Raw genomic sequence first — 19,487 nt, 5'->3', positions numbered from 1 at the left:
TCTAGCTCTTCGTTGACCGCTGTACCGGCTGGTTTTCCGCGGCGGGTGCCTCACCGCTGGCTTCCTCGAGGCTGAGCCCGCGGGTCTCCGGGGCGAGGAAATAGGAACTGATCAGGCCCAGCAGGCAGATTCCGGCGCCGACGGCCATCGCGAGCTGGAGGTTCGCGCTCAGCAGCAGCGGGGCGCCGAAGGTGCCGATGGCCGCGCCGATCCGGCTGACCCCGGTGGTGAACCCGCGAGCCGTCGCCCGCACCCGGGTGGGGAAAAGTTCCGATGGATAAAGGGATTCCAGACACTGCGCGGAGTACATGCCGAGACCGAACAACACGAACAGGGCGATCACCAGGGCCGTCGGCGGTTGCGCGATGATCGTGAGCCCGCCGAGCGAGACCGCGGAAAGGGCGAAGCTGGCCAGCAGCAGTTTGCGGCGGCCCCGGTTGACGAACAACGCTCCGGAAAGGGAGCCGAAGACGAAGAAGACCTGGAGCACGGCCGCGCCGAGATAGCTTCCCTCGCTGAGCCCGAAAGAGGCCAGGATCGTGGGTTCGTAGGTGCTGATCGCGTAGATGGGCAGCAGCTGGCACGCCCAGAACAGGCACACGAAACCGGTCCGGCGGCGGTACGGCGGCCGGAAGATCGTGCTGTACCGGGTCGGCGTGTTCTCCGGGACGGCGAGGTCCTCTATCCGGGCGTCCGGTCCGAGCATCTTGCGCAGCGCCGCTCTCGCCTCGTCGCGGCGGCCCTTGCTCAGTAGCCAGCGCGGTGATTCCGGGGTCCCCATCCGGAGGAACAGGATGAGCAGCGAGGGAACCACGCTCGAGCCGAGCACCCAGCGCCAGGTTCCGGGGTCATCGCTGTTCGACATGATCAGCCAGCCGACGATGTAGGCGACCGCGGCCCCGACCGACCACATCGTGGCGAGCATGACCAGCAGCGGGCCCCGGGAGCGTTTCGGGGCGAACTCGGAGACCAGGGTGCTGGCGATCGCGAAGTCCGCGCCGATCGCCACTCCCATCAGCAACCGCAGCACGATCAGCTGCCAGGGCGCCGTCGCGAAGAACTGCAAGGCGGACAACACGATGAACGCCGCGATGTCGAACAGGTAGATCTTCTGTCTGCCGACCCGGTCGGTGACATAGCCGAAGACCAGCCCGCCGAGGAACATACCGACCAGTGCCGCGGAGCCGATCAGCCCGGACTGGGTGCTCGTCAGGCTGAACTGTTCACCGAGCAAGGGCAGGGACACCCCGATGACGCTGAGGATGTAGCCGTCGCAGAATTCGCCGCCGCCCGCATAGAGCGTGATCAGCACCGGTGTGCGGGATCGAGCCGGCCGCGTTGCCTTTGTCCGCATACCCGGTGACGTTAGCCAGGGCAGTGGCTGGCGTCACTGTACGATACGACCAAGTTCGGCCGGTGAATCCCGGAGCGGATTGTTCGAATCATCCAGGAGGTGCGGTGATGGATCCGTCGATGCTGACCACCGAACTCGCCACCGAGATCGCGAAGGAGACCAGTGAGATCCTCGGCTACCGGGTGCTGATCACCGACAACCGCGGGCTGGTTATCGGCAGTGGGGAACCGGACCGGATCGGCACCATGCACTCGCCCTCGGTCCAGGTCGCCGCCACCCAGCGGTCCAGCAGCAAGACCCGCGCGGAACTCCCGGACGCGGGGGTGCGGCCCGGAATCACCATGCCGATCATCATCGAGGGGACCACGATCGGCACGGTCGGGATCGCCGGACCGGTGCGGACCGTGCGCAAACTCGGCCGCCTCGTGCAGCGCCAGACCGAGATCCTGCTGCGCGAATCCTTCTCCCAGCGCACCCGGGTGCTCCGGGAGAACGCGGGCACCCAGCTGGTCCGGGACATCGTCATGTACGACGAGCGGGTGCTCGAGGAAGAGGTACTGCGCACGCGCGCGAGCGAACTCGGCTACGACCTTTCCGGGGACCGGGTGGCGATCGCGATCGAATCCCGCGACGGTACGGGAACGCGGACACCGCGCGCCCAGCTGGTGCGGGACGCGTTCGCGAACCGGCAGGACATCGTCGCCGAACTGCCGCAGGGCCGGTGGGTGGTGCTGCATCGTGTCACCTGGAGCGCCGACCCCGCCCATGCACCGCGGCAGCGGCTGCTCGAGCGCTGCCGGGCGGCGGCGAACACCCTCGCTGGGCGCGGCACGGTGGTGCGCATCGGCATCGGCGGTATCGGCCGTGGTGTCGCCGAGCTCGCCGGATCCTGTGCGGACGCCGATTCCGCGCTGCGCATCGGGCGGAAGTGTTTCCCGGAGGACGAGGTTCTCGACATCGAGACCGTGCGGATGCACCAGATGCTGGAATCGGTCCCGGTTCCCGCGCGGGAACGCTATGTCGACAGCCAGCTCAGCGCGCTGCGCCGATGCAGGGATGCCGGGCAGCTGCGCTCGACCGTCATCGCCTGGTGCACGAGCGGGTTCAATCTGGTGCGTACCGCGGCACTGCTCGAGGTGCACCGGAACACGGTGGTGTACCGGCTCGACAAGATCAGCGGGGAAACCGGTGCGGACATCCGCGATCCGCGGCTGGTGCTGCCGATGTATCTCGCGTGTCTCGCCGAGGAACTGAGCGAGGCGGGTCCTGAGGGCGGGTGATCTCAGCGTTTCCCGGCGATCCGGCTCGAGATCTGCCAGGCCAGCTCGACGAGCACGATCCCGGCCGCGGCGCAGATCAGCGCGGTCCAGGTGAACGCGAGATTGCCCGGGTCCAATTGGAACAGTTCCTTGGCCAGCGGGATCACGAACATCAGCGCCGAGAGCACCGCCATCACGACCAGCAGCAGCACTCGCCACCAGGTGTAAGGCCGGGCCACGATCGCCAGCACCCACAGGGCGATGGTGATGACGGTGATCAACGCGGTGGTGCTCACCTGTACCTGGTCGCCTTGTCCACTGTGGACGAGCAGGTAGGAGACGAAGCTCGCGGCGGCGATGACGATCCCGGAGGGAATGGCCATGCGCAGCACCCGGGGCACGAATCCGGGCCGCGCGCGCTCATTGTTCGGGGCCAGCGAGAGCACGAAGGCGGGCAGTCCGATGGTGAACCAGCCGACGATGGTCACGTGCCTCGGCAGGAAGGGATAGGGCAGTGCGTCGAATCCGATCAGCCCGGGGATGCCGACCATGACCGCGAGCAACACCGAGTAGACGGTCTTGGTCAGGAACAGGTTGGCGACCCGTTCGATGTTCCCGATCACCCGCCTGCCCTCGGCGACCACATGCGGCAGCGTGGCGAACCTGTTGTCCAGCAACACGATCTGCGCCACCGAGCGGGTGGCCGGGCTGCCCGCGCCCATGGCCACGCCGATGCTGGCGTCCTTGAGCGCGAGCACGTCGTTGACCCCGTCACCGGTCATCGCGACGGTGTGTCCCTCGGCCTGCAGCGCGCCCACCATGGACCGTTTCTGTGCGGGCGTGACCCGGCCGAACACCGAGGACTCCTGCATGATCCCGGCGAGCCGTTCGGGGTCCTCGGGCAGGGTGTTCGCATCGACCGGGTGCCCGGCGTCCGGCAGTTCAAGCGAGGCGGCGACCGCGCCGACCGACTGCGCGTTGTCCCCGGAGATGACCTTGACCGTGACATCCTGGGAGGCGAAGTACTCGAGGGTGTCCTTGGCATCCGGGCGGATGCGCTGTTCGAGCACCACCAGCGCGGCCGGGGTGATCTCGCCGGGCGCATCCGGAGCGTTCACGGCCTGCGCGGCGCGGCCGAGCAGCAGCACCCGGAGCCCGCGCGATCCGATCCGCTCCGCCTCCGCGCGTTCCGCGCTGTCCGCGGCGAGCAGCACATCCGGTGCGCCGAGCACCCAGTTCCCGTGCTCGGCGAAGCTCGCCCCGCTCCATTTGCGTGCCGAGGAGAACGGCGCGATCCCGATGCCGCGCCAGCCGGGATCCTCGGTGTATTCCTCGGCGATCGCGAGCAGGCTCGCGTTCGGGCGCGGATCGGCGGCGGCGAGCGCGGCCAGTGCCTGACCGGCGAGCTCGCGCCCGTCCGCGGCGAAGGGGCGCACCTCGGAAAGCCGCATGGCGTTCTCGGTGAGGGTGCCCGTCTTGTCCGCGCACACCACGTTCACCCTGGCCAGACCCTCGATCGCGGGCAGCTCGTTGACCAGGCACTTGCGTTGGCCGAGCCGGATCACCCCGACCGCGAAGGCGATCGAGGTGATCAGCACGAGTCCCTCGGGCACCATCGGCACGAGCGCGGCGACCATCCCGCGCAGCGCCTCGGGCAGCGCCTGGTTGCCGGCGAGCTGGTTGTAGATGGACAGTGCACCGGCCGGGATCAGCAGATAGGTGATCAGCTTCAGGATCCGGTTGATGCCGTTACGCAGTTCGGAGTCCACCAGGGTGAACTTGCTGGCTTCCTCGGCGAGCTTCGCCGCATAGGCCTCGTGCCCGACCTTCGTCGCGAGGTAGAGCCCGGTCCCCGCGACCACGAAGCTGCCGGAGAGCACCTGATCGCCGGGCTGTTTGAGCACCGGATCGGACTCCCCGGTCAGCAGCGATTCGTCCACCTCGAGCGCCTCGGCGGTCAGCACCTGGCCGTCCACCACGATCTGGTCGCCGGCGCCCATCTCGACGATGTCCTCGGCGACGATCTCGTTCGGGGCCAGCTCCCGGCTCTGCCCGTCCCTGCGCACCCGCGGTTTCGCCTGGCCGATGATGGAGAGCTGGTCGAGGGTGCGTTTCGCGCGCAGCTCCTGGATCATCCCGGTGAGGCTGTTCACCACGATCAGCACCCCGAACAGCCCGTCGAGCAGGTATCCGGTGGACAGGATGATGACGAACAGGATGCCGAGCAACGCGTTGATCCGGGTGAACACGTTGCCCCGGATGATCTCCCAGGTGCTGCGGCTCGCCCTGGTCGGCACATCGTTGCCGCGGCCCTCGGTACGGCGGGCGGCGACCTGCTCGCTGCTCAGGCCGTGCTCGAGGTCGACGTCCACGACGGTTTCCCGGCTGTTGTCCATGAACCGACCCGCACCCCACCTCTGTCCCGTCCACACCCTCCGCGCCGTGTTCGTCGCGATGTGCTGTGTGTTCTCACAGTACCAAGACGCACCACTCGAATGCGGATAAAACAGACTGATCCGACGGGCAGGGTGTGGCGGAGGAAGGCTCAGGCGACCGCGCCACTGCCGGTCACGTGCGCGAGGATGTCCTCGATCCGCACCACCCGGCCGAACGCACCCCAGTTGCCCTCGGGGATCTCGTAGATGTGCACCCACGCGCCGGAATCGCGTTCGTAGAACCGGCGCGGATCCGGATCCGAGTCCGCGAGGACCTTGGTGACCCGCTCCACGATGTCGGTGCGCTTGGCCTCGTTCATCGAGCCCGCCGGGACGCTCACCTTGACCACGAAACGGGGTGGTTCCCCGGGTGTGGTCCGGTCACCGCCGACGAACCAGTCGTCGATCTCGGTGATCGTCAGCCAGGAGATGGACCGGGCGGCCTCGGTGTCCGGTGCGCCCTCGGCGCGCATCACCTCCGCGACGAGCTTCTCGCCGATCTGCGTGCGGCGGTCTTCGGCGAGGCTTCCGCGCGGGGCGAACAGTTCCACGAACGGCATGAGTCAGTCCTTTCATTGAACTTGCTTACCGGGATGACGGTAGCGAAGTGCATTCAATGAGGCAACTGTCTAGGCTCGGGTCGTGCGAAGGACAAGTTTCACGCAGATGCACTGTTCGATAGCCCAGGCGCTCGAGCTCGTCGGGGACTGGTGGACCCCGCTGATCCTGCGCGATCTGCTGCTCGGGCTGCACCGGTTCGAGGATCTGACCGAGAACCTCGGCATCTCCAGGAACCTGCTCACCGGGCGGCTGGCCCAGCTCGTGGAGTCGGGAATCGTGGAACGCAGGCTCTATCAGGATCGCCCGCCGCGCAGCGAATACCACCTCACCGAGGCGGGCCGGGAGCTCGCCCCGGTGCTGATGGCGCTGATGGCCTGGGGTGACAAATGGGCCACGCCCCCCGGAGGTCCGCCGGTCCGGCTGCGCCACGACGCCTGCGGGGCGGTGTTCACTCCGCAGGTGTGCTGCTCGGACTGCGGCGAGCCGGTGACCGCGGCGACCGTCACCGAACTGCCCGGGCCGGGGGCCGCGGCGGGGCCTGGGACCGCACTGTTGCATCGGCGCGCCACGGCGGGCAACGCGGACTGAGCGCTAGGCTGCGCAGACGTGCCGGATACCGAGAACACCCGCCTGACCGCGCCCTCGCTGCCACTCGGTGTGCTGCTGTCCGCGGGCGGTGGGTTCCTCGATGCTTTCACCTATGTGGGTCATCACGGAGTGTTCGCCAACGCGCAGACCGGAAACGTGGTGCTGCTCGGGATTTCCTCGGCGACCGGGCACTGGGCGGACGCGGTGCGCCATGTGCCGCCGCTGATCGCCTTCGTGCTCGGCGTGCTCACCGCGGAGGCGCTGGTGCTGCCACGGGTCGCCCGGTTCGTGCGGCGCCCGATGCGGCTCGCGCTCGTGCTGGAGATCCTGGTGCTCGCGGTACTCGCCGTGGTGCCCGGCGGACTGGGGGACACCGCGGTCGTGGTGCTCGTGGCCTATGCGGCCGCGGTGCAGGCGACCTCCTTCCGCACGCTGCGCCGCTGGTCCTACAACAGCGTGATGACCACCGGGAATCTGCGCACCGCGACCTCGGCCGCGTTCCGCGCGGTGGCCGGGCAGGACCGGGAGGCCGCCGAACAGGCCGGCGCGTTCGGCGCGATCTGTCTCGGTTTCCTCGCCGGTGCCGCCGCCGGTGCCCCGCTGACCCTGCTGCTCGGGGACGCGGCGACCTGGCCGGTGGCCGCGCTGCTCGCCATCGGTCTCGGGCTGTTCCTCTATGACGAACGCAGGAGCCGCTGAGCTCCAGTGAGTGCGCGCGCAGATCCCGTGCCTTTCCGGTATTCGGGTGGGATGAATTCTGGTTTGCCGTGGCTTATTCAGGGATGGGCGCAGCCTGGTCGCGGGCGAGGAATCGGCGGCGGAGTTTCGGTGGTGTGGTGCGTTCGCGGCATCCCCTGTCGAGCACCTCGCCCTCTGACCCCGAGCACGGTGGGGATGCTGTGCTGGCAGCTACCGATCCGTCCTCTGGTGAGCCGAGTGTCGTCGGTCGGGGAAGCCGCGCTCGGTCGAGTCGGCTTACCTCCGGGCTCCTTGGTATGCCCGGAATCGCCGGCGATGCGGCGTAGCCGGGTGGCGGGGATCGTGCTGCTGCAACTCGGCTTCGGCGCGATGCACTACCGCAGCCTGCTCGATGAACCGATCCGCCCCCTCCCGGCTCGACAGTATCGTTCCGATTTCCCGGTGCGTTTCATGCACGGACTGTCCGAAGGCGGGTCGTCTGCAAAACGTCGCCGACAAAGGCCTGTGATCAAGCGTTGTCACTGATCCGATCCGCCGTCCATCCGACCGGGCGCGACGAACGAGGACATCGGTTTCGACTGCGGAACGGGCTGGTGGTATGGAACGAACCGCGACGCCGCGGAATATCCGCGACGCCGCCGAGTTCGCTGTCCGGTTCAGCTGACCGGAGCACTGACCGGGGAGACTTCCGCTGGTCCGTTCAGGTCTGCGGGCCACGCGACCTTGAAGTCGATACCCGGACCGCTGTTCGGCATGGTGAAGGTGGCCGACGTCGCGGGAGCGCCGGGCGTGTGAGCGTCCGGCGTGCGGACGTAGACCTCGGCAGGGTGCTGCTCGTCGATGCGGACCTGCTTCGCCGAGCCGGGCTCACTCTGGAAGCCCTCCACGCCCAGCTGCTCACCGCTCCCGCTGTAGAAGGCCAGGTTCGCCGGCGACCCGGTCATCAAGCACGAAACCCCAGGCTTGGCGGTGAACTTGATCCGAAACAGTTTGTCCTGCGGTGTAGGAGAGGATCCGACACTCACCTGTGCGGTCACGTCACCGGGCGCGCAGGTGTTGGAGTCGGATGGCATCGCCTGCGCGATCCCCGCCGTGGCCACCCCACCTGCGAGCATGGCGCCGGCCGCGATGGTGACGGCAATCGTGCGCGTCGAGTTCTTCATGGGAATTCCCTCCGTGGTTTCGCTCGCTGCTTTGGGCTATGTGGGGAAGACGCCGGGTCTGGCTCCCGGGTTGGCCGACGTGACATTGGTCGGGGCAAAGCAACCCGGATCGGGCTTGAACGTCTCTGCGCGCGGGGAGGGAAGCAGGGAAGTTCCCGATCGGGCGATGGCAGAACCGCCGCAACAGGATCCGCAACAACACGACGGCTGCCTACGTCGAGAGAGGGCATGCCCTCTGGCTCGGTCCACTGCCAGAAATGATACCGAAATCGCGGCGCAGGGAATTGTGAGCCGATAGCCGCAATAGGGTAACCAAAATACCGTGTGAACATTTCCGGTCATTCAGCCAGGAAATACCGTCGTCCCGCCGAGCACGGTGCACACGCAGCTCGCCTGCAGCAGTTCCTCCGGTCCGGCGAACGGATCCCGGTCGAGCACCACGAAATCGGCGAACAGTCCGGCGCGCAGGCTGCCCTGTTCGTGCTCGGCCCGGCAGGCCCACGCGGAGTCGGCGCTGGCATGGGTGATCGCCTCGCCGAGTTCGAGCGCGAATTCCGGTTGCAGCGCCGGAAGTTCGGGGGACAATGCGGAGCGCCGGGTGTTCGCGATGAACATGTTGGGCAGCGGTGGATGCGGGGCGGTCGGCGCGTCGGTGCCGAACACGAGCCGGGCCCCGGCCGCGGTGAACTCGGGCCAGGCGAATCCGCGTCCGGCGCGCTCCGGTCCGAGCATGGCGGCCCAGTTGGGGCGGATGGCGGGATCGGCGTGCACCGGTTGCATGGAGGCGGTGACCCCGAGCTCGGCGAGCCGGGGAACATCGGCCTGGTCGGTGTATTCCAGGTGTTCGATGCGATGGCGCCGCGCTCGTGGGCCGTTGACCCGGGTGGCGTGTTCCAGTGCGTCGAGCGCGATGCGCACGCTGCGGTCTCCGATGGCGTGCAGCGCGATCTGCAGCCCCGCCGCATCGGCCGCGGCCACCGCGGGCGCGAGCGCCTCGGGTTCCCAGATGGCCTCGGCGTTGGATCCGTCCACATAGGGAGAGTTCATGCTCGCGGTGCAGCCGTCGATCACCCCGTCCACGATGAACTTCACCCCGACGACGCGCAGCCGTCCGGTGTGGTGCCGCTGCGCGAGTTCGGCTGCGCGGCGCACCTGTTCGAGCGGATCCCGGTTGCGGCTGATCAGCCAGTGCGCCGCGATGCGCAGCCCGGGTTCCCCGGCACGTTCCAGGGCGGCGAGCCCGTGCTCGTCCAGGGCCATGTCCACCACGCCGGTCACCCCGCTGCACTGATAGGCGCGGGTCGCGGCGGCCAGCGCGCGGTCCCGTTCGGCATCGGTGGACACGTCCTCGAGGAAGGGCCACACCAGATCCTGGGCGGCGGTCTCCACCAGGTGCCCGCTCGGCTCCCCGGTCACCGGATCCCGGTCCACCCGTCCGCCGACCGGGTCGGGTGTGTTCGCGTCGATGCCCAGTTCCGCCAGTGCCGCGCTGTTCACCCAGACCGAGTGGTAGTCGTTCGCGTCCAGGTACACCGGCCGGTCGGGTACCACGGTATCGAGCATGTCCCGGGTCGGGCGTCCTTCGGGGACCGCGTCGAACAGCCAGCCACGGCCGAGTACCCGCGGCGCGTCCGGGTTGTCCCGCGCCCAGTCGCGTACCCGGCGCTGGATCTCGGCGAGGTTCCCGGCATCGGTGAGGTGTGCCTGCAGCTGCGCGGCACCGGCCATGAGCAGATGCACATGCCCGTCCACGAAACCGGGCAGCACGGTCCGCCCCTCCAGGTCGACCTCGGTAGCCTCCGGCCCGTAGTCGCGGGCACCTCGCTCGTCCCCGACATAGCCGAGGCGGTCCCCGGTGACCACGAGCGCGCTCGCCCACGGTTGCCCGGGATCGGCGGTGAACAGTTTCCCGTTGGTATAACGAATCACGGCACGGCCTTTCGCGGCTGTTGCTGGGTGATGCAATGGATTCCGCCGCCACGGGCGAAGATGGCCCGCGCGTCCAGGCTGACCACCTGGCGACCGGGATAGGCCTCGGCGAGGATCGCGGCCGCCTCGGCGTCCACCGGATCCTCGAAGGAACAGGCGATCACCGCGCCGTTGACCACGAGGTGGTTGACGTAGCTGTAGTCCACCCAGCCCTCGGCATCGCGCAGCACTTCGGGCGCGGGCAGGTCCACGATGCGCCACGGATCCCCGTCCGGGGTGCGCGCGGCCCCGAGCCGTTCCCGGATGTCCTGGCAGATTCGGTGATCCGGATGCCCGGGATCGTGCTGGGCGTGCACGAGCAGGGTTCCCGGTTCCGGGATGGTCGCGAGGATGTCCACGTGGCCGCGGGTGCCGAACCGCTGACTGTCCCTGGTCAGCCCGCGCGGCAGCCAGATCGGGTTGCTCGCCCCGATGGTCCGCGCGAGCTCGGCCTCCACGGATTCCTTGGTGTGCCCGGGATTGCGGTACGGGTCCAGTTGCACGGTCTCGGTGAGCAACACCGTGCCGAGCCCGTCCACGTGGATCCCACCACCCTCGTTCACCAGCGGCGAGTCCACGCTTGCCACTCCGGCCAGCCGGGTGACCTCGGCGCCGACGCGTTCGTCCTTGCCCCAGTGTGCCCACTCCTGCTGGCCCCAGCCGTTGAACACCCAGTCCACCGCGGCCGGTGCGCCGTGCTCGTCGAACACGAAAGTCGGGCCGATATCGCGCATCCAGGCATCGTCGAGCGGGCACTCCACCAGTTCCACGGCCCGGCCGAGCCGGTCGCGGGCCGCGGTGCGCGCGCTCGGGTCCACGAGCACGGTCACCGGTTCGAACTCCGCGACCGCGAGCGCCACCGCACTCCACGCCGCGAAAGCCTCCTCGGCCTCGGCATCGGATTCCCCGAGCGTGTACCCGGCGGTGGGAAAGGCCATCCAGACCCGTTCCTGTGGATCGGTCTCCGCGGGCATCCGGAAGGTCACGCCTCGCCTCCGTAGGGTGCGCCGGGAGCCACCGGTTCGGTGAGCGCGGCATAGGTGTCCGGGCGGCGCGTGGTCAGGAAAGGGAACAGGTCCAGCCAGTCCTTGCGCGCGTCCAGGTCCAGATCGGCCACGAGTACCGCCTCCTGTTCACGCGGGGCCTCCACGAGCACCCTGCCATACGGATCGGAGATGAACGAGGAACCGTAGAACCGCAGTCCGCCCTCGTCCCCGGTCCGGTTCGGCACCACCATGAAGGTGCCCGCGGTGATCCCGTTCGCCACGATGACCTTGCGCCACAAGGGCTGCGTGTCGAATCGGGGGAAGGTGGGCTCGGAGCCGATCGCGGTGGGGTAGACGAGCAGTTCGGCGCCGGCGAGCGAATAACAGCGGGACACCTCGGGGAACCACTCGTCCCAGCAGGTCGGCAGGCCGAGCGCGACACCGTCGAGCGCACCGGGCCGGTACACCGGATACGCGTCCTCGGCCGGTCCGGCACGGAAGTAGGTGTCCTCGTAGTAGCCGGGGCTGACCGGAATGTGCAGCTTCCTGGTGCGCCCGAGCAGTTCGCCGTCCGGGCCGACGAGGATCGCGGTGTTGAACCCGAGACCGTCCGCGGCGTCCGCGCGCTCGTACAGCGAGGCGTGTACCAGCACACCGTGTTCCTTGGCCGCGCGGCTGGCGAAGGCGTAGGTGGGTCCGTCGGTGAGTTCCTCGGCGGCGCGTCCGGGTTCGGCGCCCGCGCGTTCGAAGGCGGGGTAGCGGGACAGGGTCAGCTCGGGCAGGAACACCGCACGGGCGCCCTGTCCGGCGGCCGCGCCGATGCCCTCGGACAGCCGCTCCTCCAGGACCGCGGGATCGGGATCCCAGGCGTGCTGCACGAGCCCGATGCGCAGCGGCGTACGGGGTTCCCGGTCCGCGCGGGCGAGCGAGGCGGGCGGGACCGGGCTGGTGATGACTCTCATCCTTCTCCTTGACTCGTGATCCGGGCACGGGTGGCCCGGGCAGGTACTGTGATCGGGTCCGCCGGCTCCGGCCAGCAGCGCAGCGCGATCAGGTAACCGATCCCGGTGATGGCCATCGAGCCGAGCACCGAGAGGTCGATGCCGCCGGCCAGTGCGGCCAGTGGTCCGTGGTAGAGCTCGGTGTCCACGGCGAGCAGGCCGAACACCGAGCCGAGCACGAAGGGGATCACCGCGCGCAGGTTCCAGCCCCCGGTGAACCAGTAGCGGCCACCCCTGCGGCGCTCGTTGAACACCTGCAGATCGGCCGGGTCGTAACCGCGGCCGCGGGTGCGCAGAAACCCGATCAGCGTGATGATCACCCATGGTCCGGCGAATCCGTTGAGCACCACGGTCATCGCGGTGATCGAGTCCACCGCGTCGGTGGCCACCGCGCCGAGATAGACCAGGGCCACCGAGGCGATCGAAGTGATCAGCGTGGTGTGCACCCTGCGCAGCCTCGGCAGCAGCGCGACCAGGTCCAGGCCGCTGGAATACACCGTCATCACGCCCTGGCCGAGCCCGCCCACGAGCGCGATCAGCAGGACCGGGAGCACATACCAGGCAGGCGCGATGGCGACGAGGTTCTGCACATAGGACCCGGTCAGCCCGCCGAACGCGGTCGCGGTGAACGAACCGAACACCGAGGTGATCCCCAGACCGAGGAACAGGCCGCCGCCGCAGGCGAGCAGCACCCTGCGGTCACCGTGGCGCTGGGCGACCCGCCTGGTGTAGTCGCCCATCCCGGTGGCGTAGGACAACGGCCCGCCGATCGCGATCACCACCGCGAACACCCAGGTCTGCCAATGCCCGCCGAGCAGATAGTGCCCGGTTCCCGCGGGCGCTGCCCGGAAACCGAAGGCGAACGCGGGAAGGCCGAGCAGCAGCAGGGCCGCGACCACCGGGAGCACGAAGCGCTGCATCGCGACCACCGTGCCGTGCCCGAACAGGGCGACCACGACCACCTCGACCGCGATGAGACCGTAGCCGATCGCGCGGGTGCCGTCCGATGCGGAGAGCCCGAAAACCCGGTGTGCCACCGCGATCAGCGCGTCCCCGGAAGTCCAGACCGCGATGGCCGCATAGGCGAGCGCGAACAGCAGCGTGATCCCGGAACCGACGAGCCTGCCGGTCACCCCGAAATGCGCGCCGCTGGAGACCGGGGTGCTCGTTCCGGTGCGCGGTCCGAGCAGGCCGAGCGGAGCCACGAGCAGGGTGCCGAGTGCGATCCCGGCGAGACTCGAAGTGACCGCGTCGAAGAAGTCCAGCCCGTAGGTCACCGGAAGCCAGCCGAACACGATCACCCCGAAGGAGAGGTTCCCGCTGAAGAACACCGTGAACAGGTTGGCCGGGCCGGAGGTCCGCTCGTGTTCGGACAGGTACTCGATTCCCGCCTGCTCCACCTTGCCGAACCGGTCGTGTCCGGACACGGTCACCTCCCTGCACTGGGCTTAGAGCACATCCGAGAACCCCGTGTCCTGCTGCGCTGCGATGTCGGCGAAGTACCTTCGCATGCCCATCGGCTCCTCGCTGCGAAGGTGCGCAACCACCGCAGAAACCCACTGCGGCTCATTCCTCCGCCTTGCCGGTCCCGGGTGCGGATGTCCCGCAAGGCACCCGCCGATCCGGCTCCCGCTCGCGACGGACAACGGGCTCTCAGACGCGCTCCTGGTGAGTCGCAGTCTGGCATTGACTGAAAATTCAGTCAATGCCGTGGAGCTCATCGCGTCCGGTCCGTTGTGGGAAAGTGTCAGGAGCCGAGCTCGGCACGCACCGTCGCGGTGATGTGCGTGCGCGCCTGCTCGGTGCTCAGCAGCCCGGCCAGCCAGCGGTTGGACAGGCCCTCCACCATCGCGGTCAGCCGCAGCGCCACCGTTTCCGGCTCTGTTTCCGCGCGGATGCTCCCGTCCGTGCGGCCTTGTTCGATCAGTTCGACGAGCTGGTCGGTCCAGTAGTCGGTCGCATCACGGATGATGGGGCGCAGTTCCTCGTCGAACACCGCGGCCCCGCGCACCTCGCCCCAGACCGCCGAGTTCTCCCTGGTCTGCTCGTCCTCGGCGAACTCGCTGAGCATCCGCTCGAGCAGCCGCCGCATCCCGGTGCCCCCGCTCGCGGACTCCGACTCGGCGGCGAGTCGTTCGTTGATGTGCAGCATGGCCTGGGTGACCAGACCGGAGCGGTTGCGGAAATGGTGGTAGATCAGCGCGGTGGAGACCCCGGCCTTCGCTGCCACTTCCTCCACCCGCAGCCCGCGCACCCCGGTGCGCGCGATCACGTGGCAGGCGGCGGCGAGCAGTTGCGTTCGGCGGTCGGTCACGCCTTGCACGGTAACGGTCGCTCGCCCGGCTCCCGCCGCGTGCCCCGGTGGTTTGACAGTGCGGCTGGGCGCGGATTAGATTCCGCGGCGAAGCGGAGGCGCGCCCCGCGACAACCGAATAGGCCCGCGCTACGGCGGGCGGTTACTAGAGACCTGAGAGAACAGTGGCCCGTGCACACGACGGGAGACTGTTCTCTTTTTTTGTGCTCGGACTACGGCAGTGCGGGGTGGTTTTCATGCGCGGTACCCGGGAGCGGGTGAGTTACCTGCTCCTCTCGGTGACCGGCGGCGTCATCTTTCAGGTGGCCTATATCCGGTTCGTTTTCCTCGAACCGACCTATCGGGCGCTGCACCTGACCGCTCAGGAATACGGCACCGTCATGTCGGTCTTCGGTGCCGTCGCCGCGGTGATGTACTTCGCCGGAGGCTGGTTCGCCTCCCGGTTCCCGCCACGCGCGCTCATCGTGATCGCGCTGCTCGGCACCGGAGCCGCCGATCTCTACCTGACCACTGTTCCCGGCTACGGCGGGGTGCTCGCCGCGCACATCGGGATGGCGGTCGCCGGGATGGCGCTGTACTGGCCCGCCCTGGTCCGGGTGATCGGCTCGCTGGGGCAGGCGCGGCAACAGGGCAGGCTGTTCGGATTCCTCGAGGCTATCCGCGGCGTCACATCCACCGCGATCGGCGCGATCGGCGCCCTGCTGGTGAGCAACGCGCTCGCTCCGGAGGCCGGGGTGCTCCGGCTGATCGGCGTCTACGGGGTGCTGTGCGTGCTGCTCGCGGTGCTGGTCTGGTTCGTGCTCGGCGACCGGGAGCGCGATACACCGGCCGCCACGGGCACCCTCTCGTTCGCGGTCCTCGCCGCCGCGGTGCGGAACAAGTACACCTGGCTGCTCGGCGGCTCGATCATGCTGATGTACTGCTTCTACACCACCCTCGGCTACTTCTCCCCGTTGCTCGAGCACCGCTTCGGCCTCGGACTCGGGCTGATCGGCATCATCGGAGTGGTGCGCACCTACGTGTTCCAGTTCCTCGCCGGCCCGGTCGGCGGGTTCTGTGTGGACAAGCTCACCGGCTCGACCCCGAAGTTCCTGCGGCTGACCTTCGCGGGCGCGGTGGTCTGTGTCGCGCTGTTCCTGATACTGCCCGAGCGCGCGCAGTTGTGGTGGGCCGCGCTCGCGCTGATGTTCGTACTCTCCGCGATGGTGTTCACCAGCAGGGGCGTGTACTGGGCGAGCATCACCGAAGCGCGCATCCCCGAACAGCAGCGTGCCGGGGTGATCGGTCTCGCCTCCGGTCTCGCCTATCTTCCCGATGCCTTCCTCCCGGCGCTTTCGGCGTGGTGGATCGGCGATCCGAGCACGAACACCGCGCCGCACGGCGGCTATGGCGCCTTGTTCGGTGCCCTCACCGTGGCCGGGTTGCTCGGACTCCTGCTCATCACGCTCACCGTGCGCGCCCAGCGCCGCGAATCCGCGCCGGAGCTCGCCCCCGCACCCGTTGCCTGAAAAGGAAAGACACCGACCATGGATATCGACGACTTCTCCCTCGACTTCTTCTCGCTCACCGGAAAGAACGCGATCGTCACCGGCGGCAACACCGGGCTCGGGCAGGCGTTCTCGCTCGCGCTGGCCAAGGCGGGCGCCGACGTCTACGTGCCGAGTGTGCTCGACGATGGGGGCCGGACCCGGGAACTGATCGCCGGAACCGGGCGCCGGATGGAGTTCCACCGGATCGACCTCACCGAGCCCGGGGCGCCCGCGCTGGTCGCCCGGTCCTGTGTGGACACTCTCGGTTCGGCCGACATCCTGGTGAACTCGGCCGGGATCGCCAGGCTGGCCGCGGCCGCGGAATTCGGCCGCGAACAGTGGGATCCGATGCTCTCGGTCAACCTCACCGCGCCGTTCGAGCTCGGCCACGAGGTATCCCGGTTCATGATCGGGCAGGGCTCCGGGAAGATCATCAACATCGCCTCCCTGTTCTCGTTCCTCGGCGGCCAGTGGTCTCCGGCCTACGCGGCGAGCAAACACGGCATCGTCGGGTTCACCAAGGCGTACTGCGATGAACTCGGCGGGTACAACATCCAGTGCAACGCGATCGCACCGGGCTATTTCGCCACCGCGATCACCGAGCAGACCCGCGCGGACCCCGTGACCAACCAGCGCGTGCTGGACCACATCCCGGCCGGACGCTGGGGCGAGGTCGCCGATCTGATGGGGGCCACGGTGTTCCTTGCGAGCGCGGCCTCCGACTACGTGAACGGGCAGGTGCTCACCGTCGACGGCGGCTATCTGACCCGCTGAACCAGAAAGGGAGAACTGTGCAGGAGAACGAGATTCTGGACCGGTTGCGCGCGATCGCCGGAGCAGGGCAGGTGGACACCGAGGAACACCTGCTGCGCGCGGCGAGCGTGGACAGGTTCAAGAAATATCCCGCGGCGCACGGCATCTACGACGGCCCGTTCCCGCTCGCGATCGTGCGCGCGCGGGACACCGCCACGGTCGCCGCGGTCCTCGCGTTCGCCGATGAACACCGCATCAACGTGGTGCCGCGCACCGGGCGCACCGGGACCGAGGGCGGGCTGGAGACCAGTGTGCCGGGCAGTATCGTGCTGGACGGTTCGGAGATGGACGCGGTGCTGGAGATCGACCCGGTGAACATGCAGGCGAGAGTCCAATGTGGAGTGCCGCTTCGCGTGCTCGAGGAACGGCTGCGCGAACAGGGCCTGACCACCGGCCATTCCCCGCAGTCCAAACCGCTCGCGCAGTACGGCGGGCTGGTGGCCACCCGGTCGATCGGGCAGTTCTCCACGCTCTACGGCGGAATCGAGGACATGGTCGCCGGTCTGGAAGCGGTGTTCCCGGACGGCACGGTGAGCCGGATCAAGAGCGTGCCCCGGCGTGCGGCGGGTCCGGACATCCGCTCGATCGTGCTCGGCAACGAGGGCGCACTGTGCTTCGTCACCGAGGTCACCGTGAAGGTCTTCAGACACCAGCCGGAGAACAACCGCTTCCACGGCTATCTGCTCGAGGACGTGCACACCGGGATCGCGATCCTGCGCGAGGTGGTCACCACGGGCTCGAGGCCCTCGGTCGCGCGGGTCTACTCCGAGCAGGACGCCGCCCAGCACTTCGCCCACTTCGCGCAGGGCAACTGTGTCGCCGTGTTCGTCACCGGGGGGCCGAAGGCGATCGCGGAGGCCACGAGCGCCGAGATCGACCGGATCGTGTCCGGGTACCCGCACGAGAAGACCGATCCCGCGCTGATCGAGGAATGGTTCGACAATCTGAACTGGGGACCGGACAAGATCGAGGCGGAGCGGGAGGCGATGCTCACCGAGCACGCGCTCGGCTACACCACCGAGGTCTCCGCGGACTGGTCCACGATCGGGCGGATCTACGATCGGGTGCTGGAACGGATCCGCACCGAGTTTCCGCACGCCAGGGACATCACCCTGCTCGGCGGGCACTCCTCGCACAGCTACCAGAACGGCACGAACATGTATTTCGTGTACGACTACCGGATCGACTGCGATCCGCGCGCCGAGATCGAGAAGTACCACAAACCGATCAACGCGATCATCGTCGAGGAAACCCTGGCGCTGGGCGGCTCCATGGTGCACCACCACGGAATCGGGAAGTACCGCGCCGAGTGGACCGAGCGCGAGCACGGCAGCGCCTATCCGATGCTGCGCAGGCTCAAGGAGGCCTTCGATCCGAACGGGATCATGAACGCGGGCACGATCTTCCCGGCGGACCGATAGATGACCGGCTACCTGCTCGGCATCGACAACGGCTCGCAGAGCACGAAGGTCGGTGTCTTCGACGATCGGGGAAAGCTGCACGGCTGGGGACGGAAAGCTTTGCGCCCCAACGAAAACCCGCGCCCAGGGGTGGTGGAGCACCCGGACGACGACCTCTGGGACTCGATCGGTGCCGCCACCCGTGCGGCCCTCACCGGGTTCGCCGGTGACCCGGCGGAGATCCAGGCGGTCGGGTTGTGCACCATCCGGTTCTGCCGGGCCATGCTGTGCGCCGACGGCACCCTCGCCTCGCCGGTGCTGAGCTGGATGGACGAACGGCTGTCCCGGCCCTATGAGCACACCGATCCGCGGGTTCGTTACGTGACGACCTCCTCCGGTTACCTGACTGCGCGGCTGACCGGCCGTTTCCGGGACACCGCCGCCAATTACCAGGGGAACTGGCCGATCGACACCGGCAGCTGGTGCTGGGCGCCGGACCAGGAGGAGATTCCCGCGCGGATGCTGTTCGAGCTCGCCCTTCCCGGTACGGTGCTCGGCACGGTCACCGAGGAAGCGGCAGCGCACACCGGCCTGCGCGCGGGAACCCCGGTGGTGGCGACGGCCAACGACAAGGCGGTCGAAGCGCTGGGGTGCGGGCTGCGCGGCGCGGATGCGGTGCTGCTCTCGCTCGGCACCTACATCGCCGCGATGACCACGGGCACCCGCGATATCCGGGAGGCGGACGGGTTCTGGACCAATTTCGCCGCCGTGCCACACGAATATCTGTACGAGAGCCATGGCATCCGGCGCGGAATGTGGACGGTGAGCTGGCTGCGGGGACTGCTCGGCATGGATGAGGGGCGGCTCAACGCGGGTGCCGCGGAGGTTCCGCCCGGTTCGGACGGGCTGATGACCGTGCTCGACTGGCTCGCCCCGGCCGGGCAGCCCTACCGCAGAGGCGCCTTCCTCGGTTTCGACGGCAGGCAGGGGCCGTTCCACCTCTACCGCTCGGTGCTCGAAGGCATCGCGCTGACTATGCGCGGGAACATCGAGGCCATGGCCACCGGCCTCGGCACCGGGTTCTCCCGGTTGCTGGTGTCCGGTGGCGGAGCGGATTCGGCCGTGCTGACCGGGATTCTCGCGGATGTCTTCGGGATTCCGGTCATCCGGCAGGACACGGCGAGCGCGGCCGGGCTCGGCGCGGCGATGTGCGCCGGGGTGGGAATCGGTGCGTTCACCGACTTCGCCGAGGCGCAGCGGGCGATGGCGGCGCCTCGGCAGGAGTTCACCCCGGACTCGGGGCGCCACGAGTTCTACCGCCGCCAGCACGAGGTCTACCGGGAGATCACCGCGCACACCGATCCGTTCTTCCAGCGCTGCGTCGAATTGGGCTGACGCCGGGCGCCGAACTCGGCTG

The 19,487-nt window shown here is 68.6% G+C and carries 17 protein-coding genes; 8 read left to right on the top strand and 9 right to left on the bottom strand.

All coding sequences use genetic code 11. From position 1 onward, the window contains the following. Position 1: 1 nt before the first annotated feature. A complete protein-coding gene (locus A37U_RS44445) occupies positions 2–1,354 on the bottom strand; it encodes an MFS transporter (RefSeq protein ID WP_051111676.1) in 1,353 nt (450 codons plus the stop codon). 107 nt (positions 1,355–1,461) lie between these two features. Here A37U_RS44445 and A37U_RS44440 point away from each other — a divergent pair, with 107 nt between their 5' ends. Beyond that, positions 1,462–2,634 carry a CdaR family transcriptional regulator gene (locus tag A37U_RS44440; protein WP_020498586.1) on the top strand — a complete coding sequence of 391 codons (1,173 nt, stop codon included), beginning with the start codon at positions 1,462–1,464 and terminating at the stop codon, positions 2,632–2,634. A gap of 2 nt (positions 2,635–2,636) precedes the next feature. Here A37U_RS44440 and A37U_RS0120695 read toward each other — a convergent pair whose 3' ends face one another. Both A37U_RS0120695 and A37U_RS0120690 read right to left on the bottom strand, forming a co-directional pair. Beyond that, positions 2,637–5,009 carry an HAD-IC family P-type ATPase gene (locus A37U_RS0120695; RefSeq protein ID WP_020498585.1) on the bottom strand — a complete coding sequence of 791 codons (2,373 nt, stop codon included), beginning with the start codon at positions 5,007–5,009 and terminating at the stop codon, positions 2,637–2,639. Positions 5,010–5,158: 149 nt separating this feature from the next. Continuing rightward, entirely contained in the window at positions 5,159–5,608 is a 450-nt protein-coding gene (locus A37U_RS0120690; RefSeq protein WP_020498584.1) for a hypothetical protein, read from the bottom strand. Between the two features lie 82 nt (positions 5,609–5,690). Between A37U_RS0120690 and A37U_RS0120685 the strand changes: the two genes are divergently transcribed. From A37U_RS0120685 to A37U_RS51690, 3 genes are all read left to right on the top strand, one after another. Beyond that, entirely contained in the window at positions 5,691–6,197 is a 507-nt protein-coding gene (locus tag A37U_RS0120685; RefSeq protein ID WP_157182908.1) for a winged helix-turn-helix transcriptional regulator, read from the top strand. Positions 6,198–6,215: 18 nt separating this feature from the next. Further along, positions 6,216–6,896 carry a YoaK family protein gene (locus A37U_RS0120680; RefSeq protein WP_020498582.1) on the top strand — a complete coding sequence of 227 codons (681 nt, stop codon included), beginning with the start codon at positions 6,216–6,218 and terminating at the stop codon, positions 6,894–6,896. A gap of 330 nt (positions 6,897–7,226) precedes the next feature. Further along, positions 7,227–7,421: a hypothetical protein gene (locus A37U_RS51690; RefSeq protein ID WP_157182907.1), complete on the top strand. Its 195-nt coding sequence runs from the start codon at positions 7,227–7,229 to the stop codon at positions 7,419–7,421. 131 nt (positions 7,422–7,552) lie between these two features. Here the strand turns inward: A37U_RS51690 and A37U_RS0120675 are convergent, their stop codons facing one another. The 6 genes from A37U_RS0120675 to A37U_RS0120645 form a co-directional block, all read right to left on the bottom strand. Next, positions 7,553–8,059, bottom strand: a complete 507-nt coding sequence (locus tag A37U_RS0120675; protein ID WP_020498581.1) for a hypothetical protein — start codon at positions 8,057–8,059, stop codon at positions 7,553–7,555. A 342-nt stretch (positions 8,060–8,401) separates the two neighbouring features. Then, positions 8,402–9,988, bottom strand: coding sequence for an amidohydrolase (locus tag A37U_RS0120670; protein WP_020498580.1), 1,587 nt, complete (start codon positions 9,986–9,988; stop codon positions 8,402–8,404). Next, positions 9,985–11,013 carry an agmatine deiminase family protein gene (locus tag A37U_RS0120665; RefSeq protein WP_020498579.1) on the bottom strand — a complete coding sequence of 343 codons (1,029 nt, stop codon included), beginning with the start codon at positions 11,011–11,013 and terminating at the stop codon, positions 9,985–9,987. The genes A37U_RS0120670 and A37U_RS0120665 overlap by 4 nt, the downstream gene beginning before the upstream one ends. Beyond that, complete coding sequence (locus tag A37U_RS0120660; protein ID WP_020498578.1) at positions 11,010–11,975, bottom strand: nitrilase-related carbon-nitrogen hydrolase; 966 nt, start codon at positions 11,973–11,975, stop codon at positions 11,010–11,012. The genes A37U_RS0120665 and A37U_RS0120660 overlap by 4 nt, the downstream gene beginning before the upstream one ends. Then, positions 11,972–13,441, bottom strand: a complete 1,470-nt coding sequence (locus tag A37U_RS0120655) for a purine-cytosine permease family protein (protein WP_205622963.1) — start codon at positions 13,439–13,441, stop codon at positions 11,972–11,974. Before A37U_RS0120655 ends, A37U_RS0120660 begins: the two co-directional genes overlap by 4 nt. 320 nt (positions 13,442–13,761) lie before the next feature. Further along, positions 13,762–14,328 carry a TetR/AcrR family transcriptional regulator gene (locus A37U_RS0120645; RefSeq protein WP_020498575.1) on the bottom strand — a complete coding sequence of 189 codons (567 nt, stop codon included), beginning with the start codon at positions 14,326–14,328 and terminating at the stop codon, positions 13,762–13,764. 236 nt (positions 14,329–14,564) lie between these two features. Between A37U_RS0120645 and A37U_RS0120640 the strand changes: the two genes are divergently transcribed. The 4 genes from A37U_RS0120640 to A37U_RS0120625 are packed head-to-tail and all read left to right on the top strand — an operon-like array spanning position 14,565 to position 19,465. Then, a complete protein-coding gene (locus A37U_RS0120640; protein WP_026197430.1) occupies positions 14,565–15,836 on the top strand; it encodes an MFS transporter in 1,272 nt (423 codons plus the stop codon). Between the two features lie 18 nt (positions 15,837–15,854). Continuing rightward, on the top strand, positions 15,855–16,631 hold the full coding sequence (locus tag A37U_RS0120635) for an SDR family oxidoreductase (RefSeq protein WP_020498573.1): 777 nt from the start codon (positions 15,855–15,857) through the stop codon (positions 16,629–16,631). Positions 16,632–16,648: 17 nt separating this feature from the next. Then, positions 16,649–18,091, top strand: a complete 1,443-nt coding sequence (locus tag A37U_RS0120630; RefSeq protein WP_020498572.1) for an FAD-binding oxidoreductase — start codon at positions 16,649–16,651, stop codon at positions 18,089–18,091. Continuing rightward, positions 18,092–19,465: an FGGY-family carbohydrate kinase gene (locus A37U_RS0120625; RefSeq protein WP_020498571.1), complete on the top strand. Its 1,374-nt coding sequence runs from the start codon at positions 18,092–18,094 to the stop codon at positions 19,463–19,465. The last annotated feature ends 22 nt before the right edge of the window (positions 19,466–19,487 follow it).

Source organism: Sciscionella marina DSM 45152, assembly GCF_000379465.1.
Lineage (GTDB): Bacteria > Actinomycetota > Actinomycetes > Mycobacteriales > Pseudonocardiaceae > Sciscionella > Sciscionella marina.
Note: the sequence above shows the minus strand (reverse complement) of the source record. Positions and strands in the feature narration are given on the sequence as shown.

Excerpts from the sequence above, each read along its gene's own strand:
- A37U_RS44440 (WP_020498586.1), top strand. The coding sequence starts at position 1,462 with ATGGATCCGTCGATGCTGACCACCGAACTCGCCACCGAGATCGCGAAG.
- A37U_RS0120695 (WP_020498585.1), bottom strand. The coding sequence starts at position 5,009 with ATGGACAACAGCCGGGAAACCGTCGTGGACGTCGACCTCGAGCACGGC.
- A37U_RS0120625 (WP_020498571.1), top strand. The coding sequence starts at position 18,092 with ATGACCGGCTACCTGCTCGGCATCGACAACGGCTCGCAGAGCACGAAG.
- A37U_RS0120660 (WP_020498578.1), bottom strand. The coding sequence starts at position 11,975 with ATGAGAGTCATCACCAGCCCGGTCCCGCCCGCCTCGCTCGCCCGCGCG.
- A37U_RS0120690 (WP_020498584.1), bottom strand. The coding sequence starts at position 5,608 with ATGCCGTTCGTGGAACTGTTCGCCCCGCGCGGAAGCCTCGCCGAAGAC.
- A37U_RS44445 (WP_051111676.1), bottom strand. The coding sequence starts at position 1,354 with ATGCGGACAAAGGCAACGCGGCCGGCTCGATCCCGCACACCGGTGCTG.
- A37U_RS0120635 (WP_020498573.1), top strand. The coding sequence starts at position 15,855 with ATGGATATCGACGACTTCTCCCTCGACTTCTTCTCGCTCACCGGAAAG.
- A37U_RS0120640 (WP_026197430.1), top strand. The coding sequence starts at position 14,565 with ATGCGCGGTACCCGGGAGCGGGTGAGTTACCTGCTCCTCTCGGTGACC.
- A37U_RS0120675 (WP_020498581.1), bottom strand. The coding sequence starts at position 8,059 with ATGAAGAACTCGACGCGCACGATTGCCGTCACCATCGCGGCCGGCGCC.